This is a genomic window from Embleya sp. NPDC025285, from assembly GCF_055558835.1.
Genome location: NZ_JBVHLU010000019.1, coordinates 116451 through 132089, shown reverse-complemented (window position 1 = coordinate 132089; position 15639 = coordinate 116451). Strand labels below are relative to the sequence as shown.

Genomic DNA, 15639 nt, shown 5'->3' with positions numbered 1-15639 from the left:
CGGCTCGGCTTTGTCGCGCCGGACGATCCCGGGCCGGCGGCCGGGCACCTACCGTGCGCAGGTGTCCTGGCATCCCCCGGCCCGGGCCGGCCCGTCCACACCGCCGGCCCGGCTCGGGTCCTCGCCCCGATGACCCGGATTCCCCACCCGGCCCGACCGTCCACCCCAGGGATGCGCCCGTGCCCGTCGATCGTCTGCTCCCCACCGACGAAGCCCACGACCTGATCGCCCGGACCCGGGCGTTCGCGGACCGGGAACTCGCGCCCCGGGTAACCGGGTGCGAGGCCGACGCGAGCTATCCCACCGGCCTGTTCTCCGCCCTGGGCAGGGCGGGCCTGTCCGGCCTGCCCTACCCGGTGCACTACGGCGGCGGCGGTCAACCGTACGAGGTCTACCTCCAGGTACTGGAGGAACTCGCGGCCCGCTGGCCGGCGGTGGCCGGCGCCCTCGACGTACACACGCTGGCGTGCCTGCCGACGGCGGCGCACGGCAGCGCGACGCAGCGCGAGCAGTGGTTGCCCGGGATGCTGGACGGCGCGCTGACCGGCGGCGGCAGCCGGTCCGAACCGCACGTGGGCGCCGACCCCTCGGCGGTCACCTGCCGAGCCGAACGCACTCGCGGCGGACACCTGCTCCAGGGCACCCAGCTCGCCCTCGTGCACGGGGGCCGCGCGCACTTTCACACCGTGTTCGCCCGCACGGGTTCGGCCCGACCGGACATCTCCTGTTTCCTGGCTCCCGGTGCCGACGAGTACCTCTACTTCAGCGCGCCGGAACCGACGACCGCGCTGCGCGCCATCCCGACCACGACCGCCTACTGGGACGGGGTGTACCTGGAGCCCGAGCGGTTGATCGGCGCACCGGGCCGGGGCCTGCGGATCGCGTTCGACCTGTTGGACGCGGGCCGCCTGGGCACTGCGGCGTGCGCGACCGGACTGGCCCAGGCCGCGCTGGACGTGGTCGGCGACTTCGCCGGCGGGGGCGATCGGCACGCGTTGGCCGAGCCCGCGGGCGCGGTCGACTCCGCCCGGGCGATCTACCTCGACGCGGCCCGCCGGCGCGACGCGGGCATCTCGTACACGCGCCAGGCGTCGGTGGCCGAGTCGGCGGCGGTCGAGGCGGCGGTCAGGGCGACCGCGGCCGCGGTGCGAATCCTGGGGGCGGAGGCGGACACCGACGAATTCCCGGTGCGGCGCTATGCGCGCGAGGCGGCGGCGCTGCGCGGGCGGATCGCGCCGGTGGGGACGGGTGCGGGCGCCGGCGTGGGTGAGGGTACGAGTACGGCCGTGGGCACGGGAGCTGCCGTGGGCACGCGCGGGGCTGTGGGCACGGCCTCGGGTACGGGTACGGGTGCGGACTCGGGTGCGGCGCCCGTGGGTTCGTGTGGTCCTTCGACCTTGGCCACCGTGGGTCCTTGAGCGGCTTCCGGTCACTTTCGGGGGATCTCGGCGGGCCCGGGCCCGTCCGGGGGCGGCCGAACCGACCCGACCGGGGTTTCGGCGCCGGGTCCGTCCCGGGGGCTCGGCGAGGCCGGGTTTCCGGGGTCGCGGCCCGTGAAGCCTTGGCCGGAAAGCGAGTTACCCTCGGCCGCGAACTGTCCGTAGAGTGCGCAGCGTCTCGCCCGAGGATCTTCGGCGCGACGGCGACGTCCGCTTTCGGGCCCGCCGTGCCCGTTCGATCCGGGGTGTGGCGACCCGCGTCATCTTCGGCCGCAGGGGAAGTCCGGTGCGAATCCGGCGCTGACCCGCAGCGGTGGTCCGTCCGCGTGACGGCGAGCCCGAATGCCTGGGGCCGGAGCGTTCCCTCTCCATTCCCCGTCGTGGCCTACGGGGCGGAGCCCTCGCGCCGCCGTGCCGAGGCCGTGTCGCCCTCCGGGTCGCGGTCGAACGCGCTGCGTGTCCGCCGGGCATGCCGCGTCGCAGGCCCGGAAAGGCTCCACCATGACGCTCACCCGACCCGGCCGGAGGATCTCCGCCCTGCTCGGCGGTCTGCTCCTCGCCGCGGCGACCGCCATCGTCCCGGCAACCGCCTCCGCTGCCCCGGCGGACTCCGCGCCGACGAACTCCACGCCGTCGGAAACCGGTTTTATCCTTTCCGGCAATCGCACCCAGGCCGCCGCCGGTTGGCTGGCCCGGCAACTCGTCGACGGAGAACGCTTCGAAGCGACCTTCGACGGGGTGACCTACCCCGACCAGGGTCTGACCATCGACGCGATCCTCGCGTTCGCCGCCGCCGGGGTGGCCGAGCAGAACGCGGCCAAGGCCACCACATGGCTGGCCCGCCCGGAGATACTCTCCGGCTACATCGGCGACGGCACCACCAACGCGTACGCCGGCGCCACCGCCAAGCTGCTGCTCGCGACCGAGGTGCGCGGGGTGAACCCGAGCAGCTTCGGCGGCGTCGACCTGCCGACTCGGCTGCGCTCGCTGCAACAGCCCTCGGGCCGGTTCACCGACCTCTCACCGTGGGGTGACTACAGCAACGCGTTCAGCCAGTCCCTCGCGCTGCTGGCCCTGGACCGCACGCCGGCGGGCGCACCCGCCGGCGCGGTCGACTTCCTGGCCGGCGCGCGTTGCGCGGACGGCGGGTTCCCGCTCGACTTCGGCAAGCCCACCTGCACCAGCGACGCGGATTCGACCGCGATAAGCGTGCAGGCGCTCGCCGCCACCGGCCGCCCGCAGGAGGCGGCGGCCGGCCTGAACTGGCTGGTGGGCCACCAACTCGCCGACGGCGGCTTCGGCACCCCCGGAGCCGGCACGTCCAACGCCAACAGCACCGGCCTGGCCGCGCAGGCGCTGCTGTCCTCGTGGCGGGTGCTGCCCGGACTGACCGCGCGACACTTCATCACCCAGCGCCAGGTCCCCTGCTCCGGCACGCCCGCCACGCGTGGCGCGATCGCGTACGACGCCACCGGATTCGACCCGTCCATCGCCACCCGGGCCACCGCCCAGGCGGTACTGGGTCTGGCCGGCACCGGCTTCGCCGGGCTGAGCGCCGCGGGCGCCCGACCCGACGCGCCGAACCTGCACTGCCCCTCGCCCACGTCCTGACCCGCGATCCGGTTCGCCCGCGCCGTCGACCGCCGATCACGGCGGCCGCCGGCGCGGCGCGCCCCGGAACCGGGTGCCGAGCCGGTTCATCTGCCGGCTCCGGTCGATCCGGAGCTCGAAACCGAGGCTTTGTCGGGGTGGGTGCGGTGACGTCGCCGGCGAGGCCCGGGCGGGCTCGCCGGCGACGGTTGGTCATGGGTTCATGGCTTCGCGGGTGCTGCGGGGTCGCAGGTCGGTCCAGACCTTGTCGATGTGGGCCAGGCAGGCCGGGCGGGTGCCGGTGAAGCCTTCCGCGCGCCACCCGGGTGGGATGTCGCGGTCGGTGGCCCAGACCGAGTATTGCTCCTCGTCGTTGATCACGACTCGGCAGTGGCGCTCGGGGAGTTCGTCGGTGGTCATACCTTCTCCAGTTCGGAGGTGGGTTCGCTTTCGGGTTCGCTTTCGGGTTCGGATGCGGGGGACTTCCCGGTGGGCGGCGACGGGGGCGCGGCGTTGGTGCGCTTTTTGCGGCGTTCCTCGATGCCGATCAGGTCGTCCGGCATCGCGTCGGGGACGTCGTCGTCGAAGCGCGCGATCACCCGGTGGCGGAAGGAGGCGAGCGCGAGCAGGATCATCGCGGACGCACACAGCAGGTACAGGAAACCCGTGCCGCGGCCCTCGCCGACCCCGATCACCCGGCCGACGCTGGAGGCCAACGCGCCGTCCGCGGTGAACAGTGGTTCGAGCAGGTGCACCGCCAGCGGCGCGATCACGCCGAAGCCCAGCGGGAGGGTGGACCAGGCCACCATCGTGTTCAGCGCGATCACCCGGCCGTGGAACCGCTGCGGCACCTTGACCTGGATGATCGTCGCGTAGATGCCGTTGAGCAGCGACAGGCCGAAGAACACCCCGAAGAAGCCGACGCCGACCAGCACCGGCGAGGGCCGCAGCCCGGCCACGAAGGCGAACACCGCGATCAGCACGGTGGCCAGCAGGATGCCGTGCATCCGGCGGTGTCGGGGACCTCCCCACACCCCCATCGCCAGGCCACCGAGCAGCGCGCCCGCGCCCGCCGCGACGCCGACCGCGCCCGCCGTGTGTACCGACCCGAACGAGAGCACCAGCGGCGTCATCAGCACCAGCATCGGCGCGAGGAAGACGTTCAGCAGCGCGAAGTACAGCAGCATCGTGCGGAATCCGGCGTGCCCCATCGAGTAGCGCACCCCGTTGGCGATCTCCTTCGCCATGCTCTCGCGCCGGGTCTGCGCCATCGTGTCGGGGAAGGGCACGAACGCGACCACCGTCACCGCGATCACGAACGTGGTGATGTCGATCACCAGGATCCCGCCGAGTCCGATGCTCGCCAACAGCGCGACCGCGATCAGCGGCACCACCAACTGCGCCATCCCGGTGCTCATTTGCACGATGCCGTTGGCGTGCCCGAGGTAGCGCTTGGGCACCAGTTGCGGAACCGCGGAGTTGTAGGCCAATCGTTGGAAGGTCGCCGTCACCGACAACACCACCAGGAGCCCGTACACCGCTCCCACGCCCAGGTGACCGCCCCACAACAGCAGCGCCATCACCACCTGCACCGCGCCGGCGGCGCAGTCCGCGGCCAGCATCACCGAGCGCCGACTGTTGCGGTCCACCACCGCGCCCGCCAGCGGCGCGACCACGATCCCGGGGACCAGCGCCAGCACCGAGAACAGTGCGAACTGGGTGAGCGAATCGGTGCGCAGGTAGATCCAGATCGGGATGGCGAACTCGGTCAGCGCCGACCCGGTGATCGAGGCGAGCTGCCCGAGCGCCACCGCCATGAACCGGCCCATGCTCGGCCGTACCGCCGGTGTGCGCGACGGTGTGGCCCCGACTGCGAATCCCGGCTTGTCCGCGGCTCCCGGCTTGTCCGCGAACCCCGGCCCGTCCGCGGCTCGCGCCTCGACGTCCGGGCCGGACACCCCGTCCAGCCACCAACCCGCGTCCTCCCCGCGCGCCGCGCGGGTGAGCGGTTCGGTGTGGTCCCGGGCCACCGCCTCGTGGGTGGCGGTGATGATCTCGGCGAGTTCGTCCGCGCGGTAGCGCAGGAAGTAGTGGCCGGCCTCGTCGATCACCACCAGCGCGGTGGAGTCGGCCATGAAGTGCCACTCCCGGTAGCGCTCCTGGTAGAACTCGGTGCTGGGGTCGCGCTCGCCGATCACCGAGATCACCGGCGCGGCCAACGGCCGCATGCCCTCGGCCATCCGCCTGGTGAAGTACTCCTCCGAGGTCCGGCCGTCCTTGCGCATGTTGCGGACGATGAAGGTGACCTGTTCCTCGTCCAGGTCGCCCAGGTCCGCGCCCATCGAGGTGAGCCAGTTCAGGTGCACCCGGTCACCGCGCAGACGCTCCAGTCCGGCGAACCGGGACAGCGCACCGAGCACGCCGCCCTCGGGTCGGGCGAACGGGAAGATCGCGCCGAGGTAGACCGCCTCCAACGTGCGCCCCGACTCCTCCAGGAGGTGGGCGATCTGCGCGGTCAGCGCGCTGCCCACCCCGCAGTGGCCGTACAGCGCCAACGGCCCCGCGACCCGGGCCAGGATCTCGTCCACGCACTCCTGCGCGACCTCCTCGATCGGCCGGGGCGCCTCGGGCATGGACAGGTCGTGGCCGGGGATCGCCACCGAGTACAACGAGTGGCCGGCCGGAAGCGCGTCGGCCAGTGGCTGGTACACCACCGCGCTGCCGCCGCCGTAGGGCACGCACACCAGCGAGAGCACACGCTGCGCGAGCGGTACGGGACGGGTCAACTCGTGCAGCAGCGAACGTGGTTCGTCGGCACCGCGTGGGCGGTCGATCAGCGCGGCCAGTTCCCGGATGGTGCGGTGCTTGAACAACTCCAGCAGGCTCACCTGCCGACTGCCCGGCGGCAGTGCCTTGCGCAGCCGGGCCAACACCTGCATCGCCAGCAGCGAGTGCCCGCCCAGTTCGAAGAAGTCGTCCGTGACGCCGACCGCGGCGAGGTCGAGCACCGCCGTCCAGATCCCGACCAGGGCTTCCTCGGTCGCGCCCGTCGGGGCCACCCGATCCGTGTCCCCCACGCCCGCGCCCGCGTCCGGTTCGGGCAACAGGGCCCGATCCACCTTGCCGTGCGCCTTCAGCGGCATCCGGTCCAGCCACACGAACCGGGACGGCACCATGTACTCCGGCAGCCGAAGCAGCAGGTCGCGGCGCAGCTCGGCGGCGGCCGGCGGCTCGCCCGGATGCTCGTCGGCCGCCACCAGGTAGGCGATCAACCGCTGAGCGCCGGCCGGGCCACGCGCGTCCACCACGGCCTGCCCGACGGAGGGCAGGCTCCGCAACGCCTCTTCGATCTCGGCTGGTTCGACCCGATAGCCGCGAATCTTGATCTGCTGATCGCTGCGACCCAGGAACTCCACGTCGCCGCCGGGCAGATACCGGCCCAGGTCGCCGGTGCGGTACAACCGGGCGCCCGGCGGTCCGAACGGGTCGGGCACGAACCGGTCGGCGGTCGCGCCGGGTTGCCCCAGATAGCCGCGCGCCAACCGGTCGCCGCCGATGTGGATCTCGCCGGTGACCCCGATCGGCACCGGTTCCAGGTGCTCGTCGAGCAGGTACACCCGGGTGTTCGCCAATGGTCGCCCGATCGGCGTCACGGTGGAGGTGGGCTCGTCCCGCGGGCCGACCCGGTAGGTGGTCACGCCCACCGTGGTCTCGGTCGGCCCGTAGTGGTTGACCACCGCGCACGTCCCGAGCCGGGCCAGGTCCCGCGTCCACTCCCAGGACGAGCCCTCGCCACCGAAGATCAACAACCGTCGGGGCAAAAGGCGTTCCGGGTCGACCTCGGCGGCCAGCCCGGCCAGATGGGACGGCGTCATCTTGAGGTAGTCGACCGGGTGCCGGGCCAGGTGGTCGGCGAACTCGGCGCCGGACAACCGCTTGGGGATCAGGTGCAGTTCGCCGCCGGTGGTCCAGGCGAGGTACAGCGCGGTGATGGCGAAGTCGAAGGACAACGACTGGGCCAGGCCGTGCACCGATCCGGGCACCACCTCGAATCGTTCGCGCACGCCGTCCAGATAGGTCAGCGCCTCGCGGTGCTGCACCGCGACGCCCTTGGGTCGGCCGGTGGATCCGGACGTGTAGATGACGTAGGCCAGGTTCCCCGGCCCGGCCGGCACGGGTGGCGGGCCGCTCTCCTCGGCGACGGTCGCGTCCGGTTCCCGATCGAGCAGGATCACCGTGCCGGGGTGACCCGCCGTGCGCTCGCGCAGCGTCGTGTCCGTCACCAGGACCCGCACCTCGGCGTCCGACAGCATGAACGCCAGTCGCTCGACCGGCTGTTCGGGATCCAGCGGCAGGTAGGCCACGCCCGCCTTGAGCACGGCCAGGACGGCCACCGCGAGGTCGAGCGACTGTTCCAGGCACAGCGCGACCGGCGTCTCCGGGCCGACCCCGTGCCCGCGCAGCCGACGGGCGAGCCGGGCGGCGCGCGCGTCGAGTTCACCGTAGGTGAGGCTCTTCCCCCGGTAGGTCACCGCCGGCGCACGCGGATCGCGGGCCACCTGGGCCTCGATCGCCGCCGTCAGCGTCGGGTGTTCGGGCGGTGGCGCGGCGGTGTCGTTCCAGCCGGTGGTGACCTGGGCCCGCTCCGTCGGCCCGAGCAGGTCGATCCGGGACAGCGGCGTATGCGGATCGGCGACCACCGCGCGCAGCAGGGTCTCCAGGTGTGCGGCCAGCCGGGCCACGGTGCTCGCGTCGAACAGGTCGGTGTTGTAGGTGAGCAGGCCGTGCATGCCGGTCGCGGTCTCGAACACGAACAGGCTCAGGTCGAAGCGGGTGACCCGGGAGTCGCCGGTGAACCAGTCGTGGGTGAGCCCGGCGAAGCCGCGCTCGCCGCGCCCGTAGTTCTGCAGCGCGAAGGTCACCTGGAACAGCGGCGTGCGGCTGACGTCGCGGGTGACGTTCTGGTCGCGGACCACCTGGTCGAACGGGAGGTCCTGGTGGGCGTACGCGTCCAGGCAGCTCTCCCGGACCCGGCGAAGCAGTTCGGTGAAGGTGGGGTCTCCGTCCAGCGGTGCCCGCATGGCCAGCATGTTCACGAACATGCCGACCATCGGTTCCAGGTCCGGGTGGGGGCGTCCGGCGATCGGGGATCCGACCGCGAAGTCGCGTTGTCCGCTGTGCCGGGACAACACCGCCTGCCACGCGGCGAGCAGTGTCATATAGGAGGTGGCGCCGTGCGTGCGCCCCGACTCGGCAATCGCGGCGCAGAGTTCGGGGTCGAGGGTGAAGGTGTGCGCGTCACCGGCGAAGGTCTGCCGGGCCGGGCGGGGTCGGTCGGTGGGCAGTGCGAGCGTGCCGACCCCGGCGAGCCGCTCCCGCCAGTACGCGGCTGCGCGTTCGCCTTCGGGGCCGGCCAACCGCTCGCGCTGCCAGGCGGCGAAGTCGCCGTAGCGCACCGCCGGCGCGGGCACCTCGGACTCCCGACCCGCCGTGAACGCGTTGTAGTCGGACATCAGTTCGTTCACCAGGAGGTGGACCGACCAGCCGTCGCCGACCAGGTGGTGCAGGACCACCACCACTACGGTGTCCTCCCGGTCCAACCGCACCAGCGCGGCCCGCATCAGCGGCGGCACCTCCAGGTGGAACGGCCGGGCGAACTCCGTGCCCACCAGCGCCGCCGCCCATTGCTCCCGCGCCCGGGCATCGAGGTCGCGCTCGGGCGAGTGCCGGGCGACGGTGATCGGCATCGGCGGGTGCACGGTGGCGATCGGTCGACCGTCCGCGCTGGTGGCGAACGTGGTACGCAGGCTGTCGTGCCGGGCCGGCAGCGCGTTCAACGCGCGTTCCAGCGCCTCTTCGTCCAGCCGTCCGCGCAGGCGCAGCGCGAACGGAATGGTGTACGCGGCGGTCCCGGGGGTGAGGTTCTCCATGAACCACAGCGGGATCTGCGCGGACGACAGCGGTACTTCCACGCCCTCCGGCAGTCGTGGTATCGACGCCGGGGCGATCGTCGCGGATCTGCGCAGCCGCTGTTCGAGCAGGGTGCGCTTGGCGGCCGACAGTTCGCCCGGCCGGGTCGGCGGCGCCGGGGTGAGCGTCATCGCGGGTCTCCCGTCTCGGCTTGGTCCAGCACCAGTCGTTCGGCGTCCGCCTCGGAGAGCGTGTCCAGTTCGGCCACCAGGAGTTCCTCGACCGAGGCGGCCAGTCCGGCGACCGTGGGGTCGGCGAACAGGGCCCGGATCGGCACGGTGAGTTCGATCGCCACGCCGAGCCGGGCCACCGCCCGGGTGGCCAGCAGCGAGTGCCCGCCGAGCGCGAAGAAGTCGTCGAGCGCGCCGACCCGTTCCAGGCCGAGCACATCCGCGAAGGTCTGCGCGACCAGTTCCTCGGCGCTGCCGCGTGGAGCCACGAAGGACGCCTCCGGCGCGGCGCGTTGCTCGGGTGCGGGCAGCGCGGCCCGGTCCAGCTTGCCGTTGGCGGTCAGCGGCAGACGGGGCAGCACCACGAAGGCGGCGGGCAGCAGGTAGGCGGGCAGCGTCCGGGCGAGCGCGGCACGCACCGCGTCCGGGTCCGGGGCCGCCGCGTCGGTACGGGGCACCAGGTAGGCGACCAGCCGCCGATCGCCGCGTTCCTCGCGCAGCAGCACGGCCGCCTGGCCGATGTCGGGCCGGGCGACCAGGGCCGCCTCGATCTCGCCGAGTTCGATCCGGTAGCCGCGCAGTTTGACCTGGTGATCGGTGCGGCCGAGAAACTCGAGTTGTCCGTCCGGGCGTTGCCGGGCCCGGTCGCCGGTGCGGTAGAGCCGGGCGCCGGGTGGACCGTACGGATCGGGCACGAAGTGACACGCGGTCAGGCCGGGGCGGCCGAGGTAGCCCCGGGCCGGCCCGATGCCGCCGACGCACAGTTCGCCGGGCACCCCGGGCGGCACCGGTTCCAGATGCCGGTCCAGCACGTGCACGCGCGTATTCGCCAGGGGCCGTCCGATCGGCGGGCGGGTGCCGTCCCACGGCTCGGCCAGGGGGCCGGCCAGGGTCGCCGAGGTGGCGATGACCGCGGTCTCGGTGGGGCCGTACGTGTTGACCAGGTCGACCCGATCGCCGAACACCTCGCGCCAGCGCCGCATCGAGGCCACATCGGCCTGGTCGCCGCCGATGATCAGCAGCCGCAGCGCCGGCGGCCACGGCAGGCCCGGCGTTTGCGCGACCAACTCGTGCCAGTACGGCGTGGGCAGGTCGAGCACGGTCAGCGTGCGGCCCGCGTCCGTGGCGAAGAAGTCGGGCAACAGCGCGTCGGCGGGGGCCAGTACCAGTGTCGCGCCGCCGAGCAGGGTCGGATAGACCTCCTCGACATGCGTGTCGAAGCCGAACGAGGCGAATTGCAGGACCCGGTCGCCCGGGCCGGTCCGGTAGCGCTCGCGCATCCAGGCGAGCCGGGCGCCCAACGCCGCACGGCTGATCAGGGTGCCCTTGGGTCGGCCGGTGGACCCGGAGGTGTAGACGAGATAGGCCAGGTCCTCGGGGCCGGCGACAGGCGCGAGCGGCTGCGTCTGTGCCCCGTCTCCCCGACCGTCGTCGGCTCCGGCACCCTCCAACGCCAGTATCGGCCGCCCGAAGTCGGCGAAACGGTCCGCGAACTCGGCCCGGCACAAGAGTTGTTCGGCGCCGCTGTCGGCGAGCATGTAGGCGATCCGCTCGGCCGGCAGCGTGGGATCCACCGGAAGGTATGCGCCGCCCGCCTTGAGTACGGCCAGCAGCGCGACGATCGTCTCGATCGAGCGCTCGGCGCACACCGCGATCACCGAGTCCGGCCCCGTGCCGCCGCGCCGCAACACCCGGGCCAGCCGGTTCGCCCGGGCGTCCAGCTCCGCGTAGTCGATGCGATCGCGGCCGGACTCGACCGCGTCGGCATGCGGGGTGCGCAGCGCCTGCACCTCGAAGGCCAGCACCGGGTCCGGGCATTCGCCGAGCGGCGGACCGGCCGCTGCGGCCAGCACCCGCGCGCGGTCGGTCGCCGGCAGCAGCGGCAGCCGGGACAGCGGCGTGTCCGGGTCGGCCACGGCCCCTTCGAGCAGTGTCTCGAGGCAGCGGGCGAAGCGGGTGACGGTCTCGGGGACGAAGCGTTCGGTGTCGTAGACGAACTCGACCACGAGTTCGTCCCCTTCCGGCCACACCTCCAGCGCCAGATCGAACTTCGCCTGGCGAAAGCCGGATTCGAAGACCTCGGCGCGCACCTCACCGAGCCGCAGCCCGGGTCCGGCGGGTGGTCGCAGGGTCAGCATGGTCTGGAACACCGGCGGGCTGTCCGGATCACGCTCCACGTCCAGGGCGCCCAACAGCCGCTCGAAGGGTACGTCCTGGTGTTCGTAGGCCTGGAGCGCCACCGTACGGGTGCGGGCCAGGAAGGCCCGGAAGGTGGGGTCCTCGGCGGTGCTCCCGCGCAGGACCAGCGTGTTGAGGAAGTAGCCGACCAGCGGCTCGTACTCCTCCTCGTCCCGGCCCGCCAGCGGCGAGCCCACGCACACGTCCTCCTGGTCGCAATACCGCGAGAGCAGGGTCTGGTACGCGGCGAGCAGGGTCATGTACAGCGTGACCTTCTCGCGGCGGGCGAGTTGCTCGATGCCGGTGCGCAGCCTTGCCGGCAGGTGGTGGGTGACGGTGCCGCCTCGTGCGGTGTGGGTGCCGGGGGTGCGCGGGCGGTCGGCGGGCAGGTCCAGGGTCGGCGCGCCGGCGAGTTGCCCGGTCCAGTACGCCAGTCGCGCGTCGAATCCGGGCGAGTCGACGAGTTCGCGCTGCCGTCGTACGTAGTCTCCGTAACTCAGCGCCGGCTCGGTCAGCGGCGACGGCTGCCCGGACGCGAACGCCTGGTACAACGCCGCCAACTCGGTGTCCAGGACATTCATCGACCAGCCGTCGGCCACGATGTGATGCAGGATCAGGCACAACACGTGGTCGTGTGCGGCGTCGTCCAGGCGCAGCAGGCTCGCCCGCAGCAGCGGGCCCCGGGCCAGGTCGAACGGGCGGTTGGTGCGCTCGGCGACCAGTTCGCGGGCGTGGCGCTCGCGTTCGCCCGGGACGCCGTCGACGCCGACGCGTTCGAGCACGAAGCCGCCGGGCGGGCCGATCACCTGGGTGGGCACGCCGTCGCGGTCCGGGAAGGCGGCGCGCAGGCTGCCGTGCCGGGCGACCAGTTCGGCCAGTGCGCGTTCGAGCGCGTCGGCGTCCAGCGGGCCGCGCAGGCGGTGCACCTGGAACATGTTGAACGCGGCGTCGCCGGGGTTGAGCCGGTCCAGTAGCCAGAGCCGTTCCTGGCCCGCGGACAGCGGTAGGTGTTCGGTCCGCCCCGGTTCGGGACGGTGCGCGGGCCGCACGGCCGGCGCTTGCCGGTAGGTGTGCGGATCGTGGGTCGGAGAGGGGTTGTTCATGGCCGCCGTTCGCTTCGCATCGCGGAGACCGCGCTGGTGAGTCCGGTGATGGTCGGGGATTCGAAGAACACGTGCAGCGGTACGTCCACGCCCAGGCGTTTGCGGATCCGGGCGCCGATGCGGGTGACGGTGAGCGAGTGCCCGCCCAGGTCGAACAGATCCTCGTCGGGGCGGATGTCGTCCAGACCGAGCACTTCGCGCCAGATCGCGGTGATCTCGGCGGTCGGGCCCGGGTCGACGGGCTCGCGTTCGGGGTCGGATTCGCCGCGCTCTTGCCCTGCGGGCGCCGGGCCCGGATGCGACCGCGCGGTGCGCAGGCGCGGCGGAGCGGGCAGCGCGGCCCGGTCCAACTTGCCGTTGGGCGTCAGCGGCAGGCACTCCAGCACGACATAGGCGCCGGGCACCAGTGCGCGCGGCAGGGTCGCGGCCAAGTGCACGCGCAGTTCGGCCGGGCTCGGAGCGGGGCCGCCGCGCGGTACCAGATAGGCGACCAGGCGCGGGCCTTCGGCGGCGTCCTGCCGGGCCAGCACGGCGGCCGCCGCGATCTGCGGATGCCCCAGCAAGGCGGCCTCGATCTCGCCGAGCTCGATCCGGTGACCGAGGATCTTGACCTGATGGTCGACCCGGCCGAGGAACTCGATCCGGCCGTCCGCGCGGTAGCGGGCCCGGTCGCCGGTGCGGTACAGCCGGGCGCCGGGTGGTCCGAACGGGTCGGGCCCGAACCGATCGGCGGTGACGCCGGGCAGGTGTCGGTAGCCGCGGGCCACTCCACTGCCGCCGATGTACAGATCACCCGCGACGCCGACCGGGACCGGCTGCGACTCGTCGTCCAGGATGTACATCCGGGTGTTGGCGATCGGGCGACCGATGCTCACCCGGTCCTCGTCCACCCCGATCTCCGCGACGCTGGACCACACCGTGGTCTCGGTCGGGCCGTACGCGTTGACCAACCGCCGCACCCGGCGGCGCAGTTCCCGGGCCAGCGGTAGCGGGAGCGCCTCGCCCCCGGCGACCGCGAGCACGGCGGGCTCGCGGAAGCCGGCGTCGAGCAACATCCGCCAGCCGGACGGGGTGGCCTGCACGTGCGTGACGCGTTCGGCGCGGATCAGTCGCAGCAGCGCGCCGCCGTCGCGCACCTCGCCGTCCTGCGCGAGGACCAGTCGCCCGCCGATGATCAGCGGCACGAACAGTTCCAGGGCGGAGATGTCGAAGGACGCCGAGGTCAGTCCGAGCCACACCGCGTCGCGATCGCTGCCCAGGATGTCGCGCATCGATGCGAGCAGGTTGCCCAGCGCGCCGTGCTCGATCTCCACACCCTTGGGCCGGCCGGTGGATCCGGAGGTGGCCAGCACGTAGGCCAGGTCGCCCGAGCGCGGCGGCGCGCACGGCCCCTCGGCGTCCGCCGCCGGCGTCCCGATCTCCTCGATCAACAAGGCTCCGGCGGCGTGTTCGGGGAATCGGGTGAGCAGGTCGTGCTCGGTCAGCACCATCGTCGCCGCGCAGTCGCCGAGCACCGAGGCCAGCCGCGCCGAGGGGTACTCGGGATCCAGCGGCAGGTAGGCGGCGCCGGTCCGCAGGACGCCGAGCAGGGCCGTCGGCAGTGCGGCGGTACGCCGCACGCAGACCGCCACCAGGTCGCCGGGTCCGACCCCGGCGGCACGCAGGCGCCCGGCGACCGCGTCCACCGCCGCGCCCAGGTCTGCGTAGGTCAGCCGCTCGGCGCCGCAGTGCACCGCCGGCGCGTCCGGGGTGCGGGCGACCTGCGCGGCGAACAGTTCCGGCAGCGTCGCGGGATCGTGTTCCCGGGCGGTGTCGTTCCAGTCGCCCAGAATCGCGGTCCGCTCCCGGTCGGACAGCAGCGTGAGCCGGGACAGCGCGGTGTCCGGGTCGGCGACGATCGCGCGCAGCAGGGTGGTGAGGTGGTCCGCGATGTCCAGCGCCGTGCCCGGATCGATGGCCCGGGCGGCGTGGTGCAGGGTCAGCGTGAGTCGGTCGGGGTCGTCCAGGCATTGCAGGTGGAGGTCGCCGCGCGCGGACCGGTTGAACATGGTCCAGTCGATCGAGGTCGGCAACTCGGCGAAGCCGGGCACCTCGGTGCGGCGGCGATAGCTCATCGACACCGGGGCCAGGGCCAGGCGCGGGGTGAGGCCGGGCACCGCGCGGCCGAGCGGCACGTCGCGCACCGTGTACAGCCCGCGCAGGTCCGCGCGCAGCGCCCGGGCGAAGGCGCCGAACGGCGTGTCCGGCAACGGTCTTGTGTGTACCGGGAGTTCGTTGACGTAGGGACCGATCCGGTCGTGGGTGTGCAGGGTGCGGGTGCCCAGGTCGATGGCGACCGTGGGGTGTTCGTTGCCGTAGCGCCACAGCAGTACGTGCAGGGCGCCCAGCAGCAGAGCGAACGAGCTGACGCCCAGCGATTCGGCGGTGTCGGCGATGCCGTGGCGCAGCTCGTCGTCCACCGGGATCGGCACGGCCGCGCCGGGGCCGCCGTCGGTGCCGGTGCGTCCGGACCCGGGCAGCACCACGCCGGGTGGCTCCTGTGGCTCGGTGGCGAATCGGGACCTGGCGAGTGTGACGCGGCGGGCGAACTCCACCGTCTCGCGGGCGGCGCGCTCGGCGTCCGCGGGATCCGCCGGGTCCGGGAGAGCGGGCAGGTCGGGCTTGGTTCCGGTGCCGAACGCGGTGTAGTGCGCGGCCAATTCGCGGACGAGGATGTCCTTGGAGCCGCCATCGAAGGCGAGATGGTGCGCGACGATCAGCAACACCTTGGGCCCGGTGCCCGCGTCGATCAGGGTGAAGCGCACCAGCGGGCCGGCGGCGGGGTCGAACGGGCGCACCGTCTCGCGTCGGATCAGCTCCGCCGTCGCGGCCTCGCGCGATTTCGCCGGTGTGTCGGCGAGCCGCTCGGTGACCAGGCGGGGCGGGTTGTCGGCGGGGACCAGCCACAGGTCGCCGTCGGCTTCGCGCAGCGCGCTGCCCAGGACCGGGTGGCGGGCCACGAGCGCGTCGCACGCGTCGGCCAGGGCGACCGGGTCGAGGTCGCCGGTGAAGCGGATGGTGAGCGGCATGTGGTGTGCGGTGCCGGTGCGACCGGCGAGTTCGGTGAACCGGATGCCGTGTTGCGCCGGGGAGACCGGGGCGCGGTGGACGGGTTCCGGCGGCAGGGATGCCGGCTGGGACTTGCGCATC

The 15639-nt window shown here is 73.1% G+C and carries 6 protein-coding genes and 1 riboswitch; of the genes, 2 read left to right on the top strand and 4 right to left on the bottom strand.

The window, feature by feature from the left end; all coding sequences use genetic code 11:
• Positions 1-179 precede the first annotated feature (179 nt).
• Together ACZ4FV_RS15570 and ACZ4FV_RS15565 are read left to right on the top strand one after the other, a co-directional pair.
• On the top strand, positions 180-1418 hold the full coding sequence (locus ACZ4FV_RS15570; RefSeq protein ID WP_402232583.1) for an acyl-CoA dehydrogenase family protein: 1239 nt from the start codon (positions 180-182) through the stop codon (positions 1416-1418).
• Positions 1419-1715: 297 nt separating this feature from the next.
• A riboswitch (cobalamin riboswitch) is annotated at positions 1716-1786 on the top strand.
• Between the two features lie 154 nt (positions 1787-1940).
• The gene (locus ACZ4FV_RS15565) at positions 1941-3050 is read left to right on the top strand and encodes a prenyltransferase/squalene oxidase repeat-containing protein (RefSeq protein ID WP_465322770.1); all 1110 of its coding nucleotides are present in this window, start codon (positions 1941-1943) and stop codon (positions 3048-3050) included.
• 192 nt (positions 3051-3242) lie between these two features.
• Here the strand turns inward: ACZ4FV_RS15565 and ACZ4FV_RS15560 are convergent, their stop codons facing one another.
• The 4 genes from ACZ4FV_RS15560 to ACZ4FV_RS15545 are packed head-to-tail and all read right to left on the bottom strand — an operon-like array spanning position 3243 to position 15638.
• Positions 3243-3449, bottom strand: a complete 207-nt coding sequence (locus ACZ4FV_RS15560) for an MbtH family protein (RefSeq protein WP_395859284.1) — start codon at positions 3447-3449, stop codon at positions 3243-3245.
• Positions 3446-9130, bottom strand: coding sequence for a non-ribosomal peptide synthetase/MFS transporter (locus ACZ4FV_RS15555; protein ID WP_465322769.1), 5685 nt, complete (start codon positions 9128-9130; stop codon positions 3446-3448). Before ACZ4FV_RS15555 ends, ACZ4FV_RS15560 begins: the two co-directional genes overlap by 4 nt.
• Positions 9127-12450 carry an amino acid adenylation domain-containing protein gene (locus tag ACZ4FV_RS15550; protein WP_465322768.1) on the bottom strand — a complete coding sequence of 1108 codons (3324 nt, stop codon included), beginning with the start codon at positions 12448-12450 and terminating at the stop codon, positions 9127-9129. The genes ACZ4FV_RS15555 and ACZ4FV_RS15550 overlap by 4 nt, the downstream gene beginning before the upstream one ends.
• Positions 12447-15638 carry a non-ribosomal peptide synthetase gene (locus tag ACZ4FV_RS15545; RefSeq protein WP_465322767.1) on the bottom strand — a complete coding sequence of 1064 codons (3192 nt, stop codon included), beginning with the start codon at positions 15636-15638 and terminating at the stop codon, positions 12447-12449. Before ACZ4FV_RS15545 ends, ACZ4FV_RS15550 begins: the two co-directional genes overlap by 4 nt.
• Position 15639 lies beyond the last annotated feature (1 nt).

Bases quoted from the DNA above. Each gene is read 5' to 3' on its own strand.
- ACZ4FV_RS15565 (WP_465322770.1), top strand. From the start codon at position 1,941: ATGACGCTCACCCGACCCGGCCGGAGGATCTCCGCCCTGCTCGGCGGT.
- ACZ4FV_RS15560 (WP_395859284.1), bottom strand. From the start codon at position 3,449: ATGACCACCGACGAACTCCCCGAGCGCCACTGCCGAGTCGTGATCAAC.
- ACZ4FV_RS15555 (WP_465322769.1), bottom strand. From the start codon at position 9,130: ATGACGCTCACCCCGGCGCCGCCGACCCGGCCGGGCGAACTGTCGGCC.
- ACZ4FV_RS15550 (WP_465322768.1), bottom strand. From the start codon at position 12,450: ATGAACAACCCCTCTCCGACCCACGATCCGCACACCTACCGGCAAGCG.
- ACZ4FV_RS15545 (WP_465322767.1), bottom strand. From the start codon at position 15,638: ATGCGCAAGTCCCAGCCGGCATCCCTGCCGCCGGAACCCGTCCACCGC.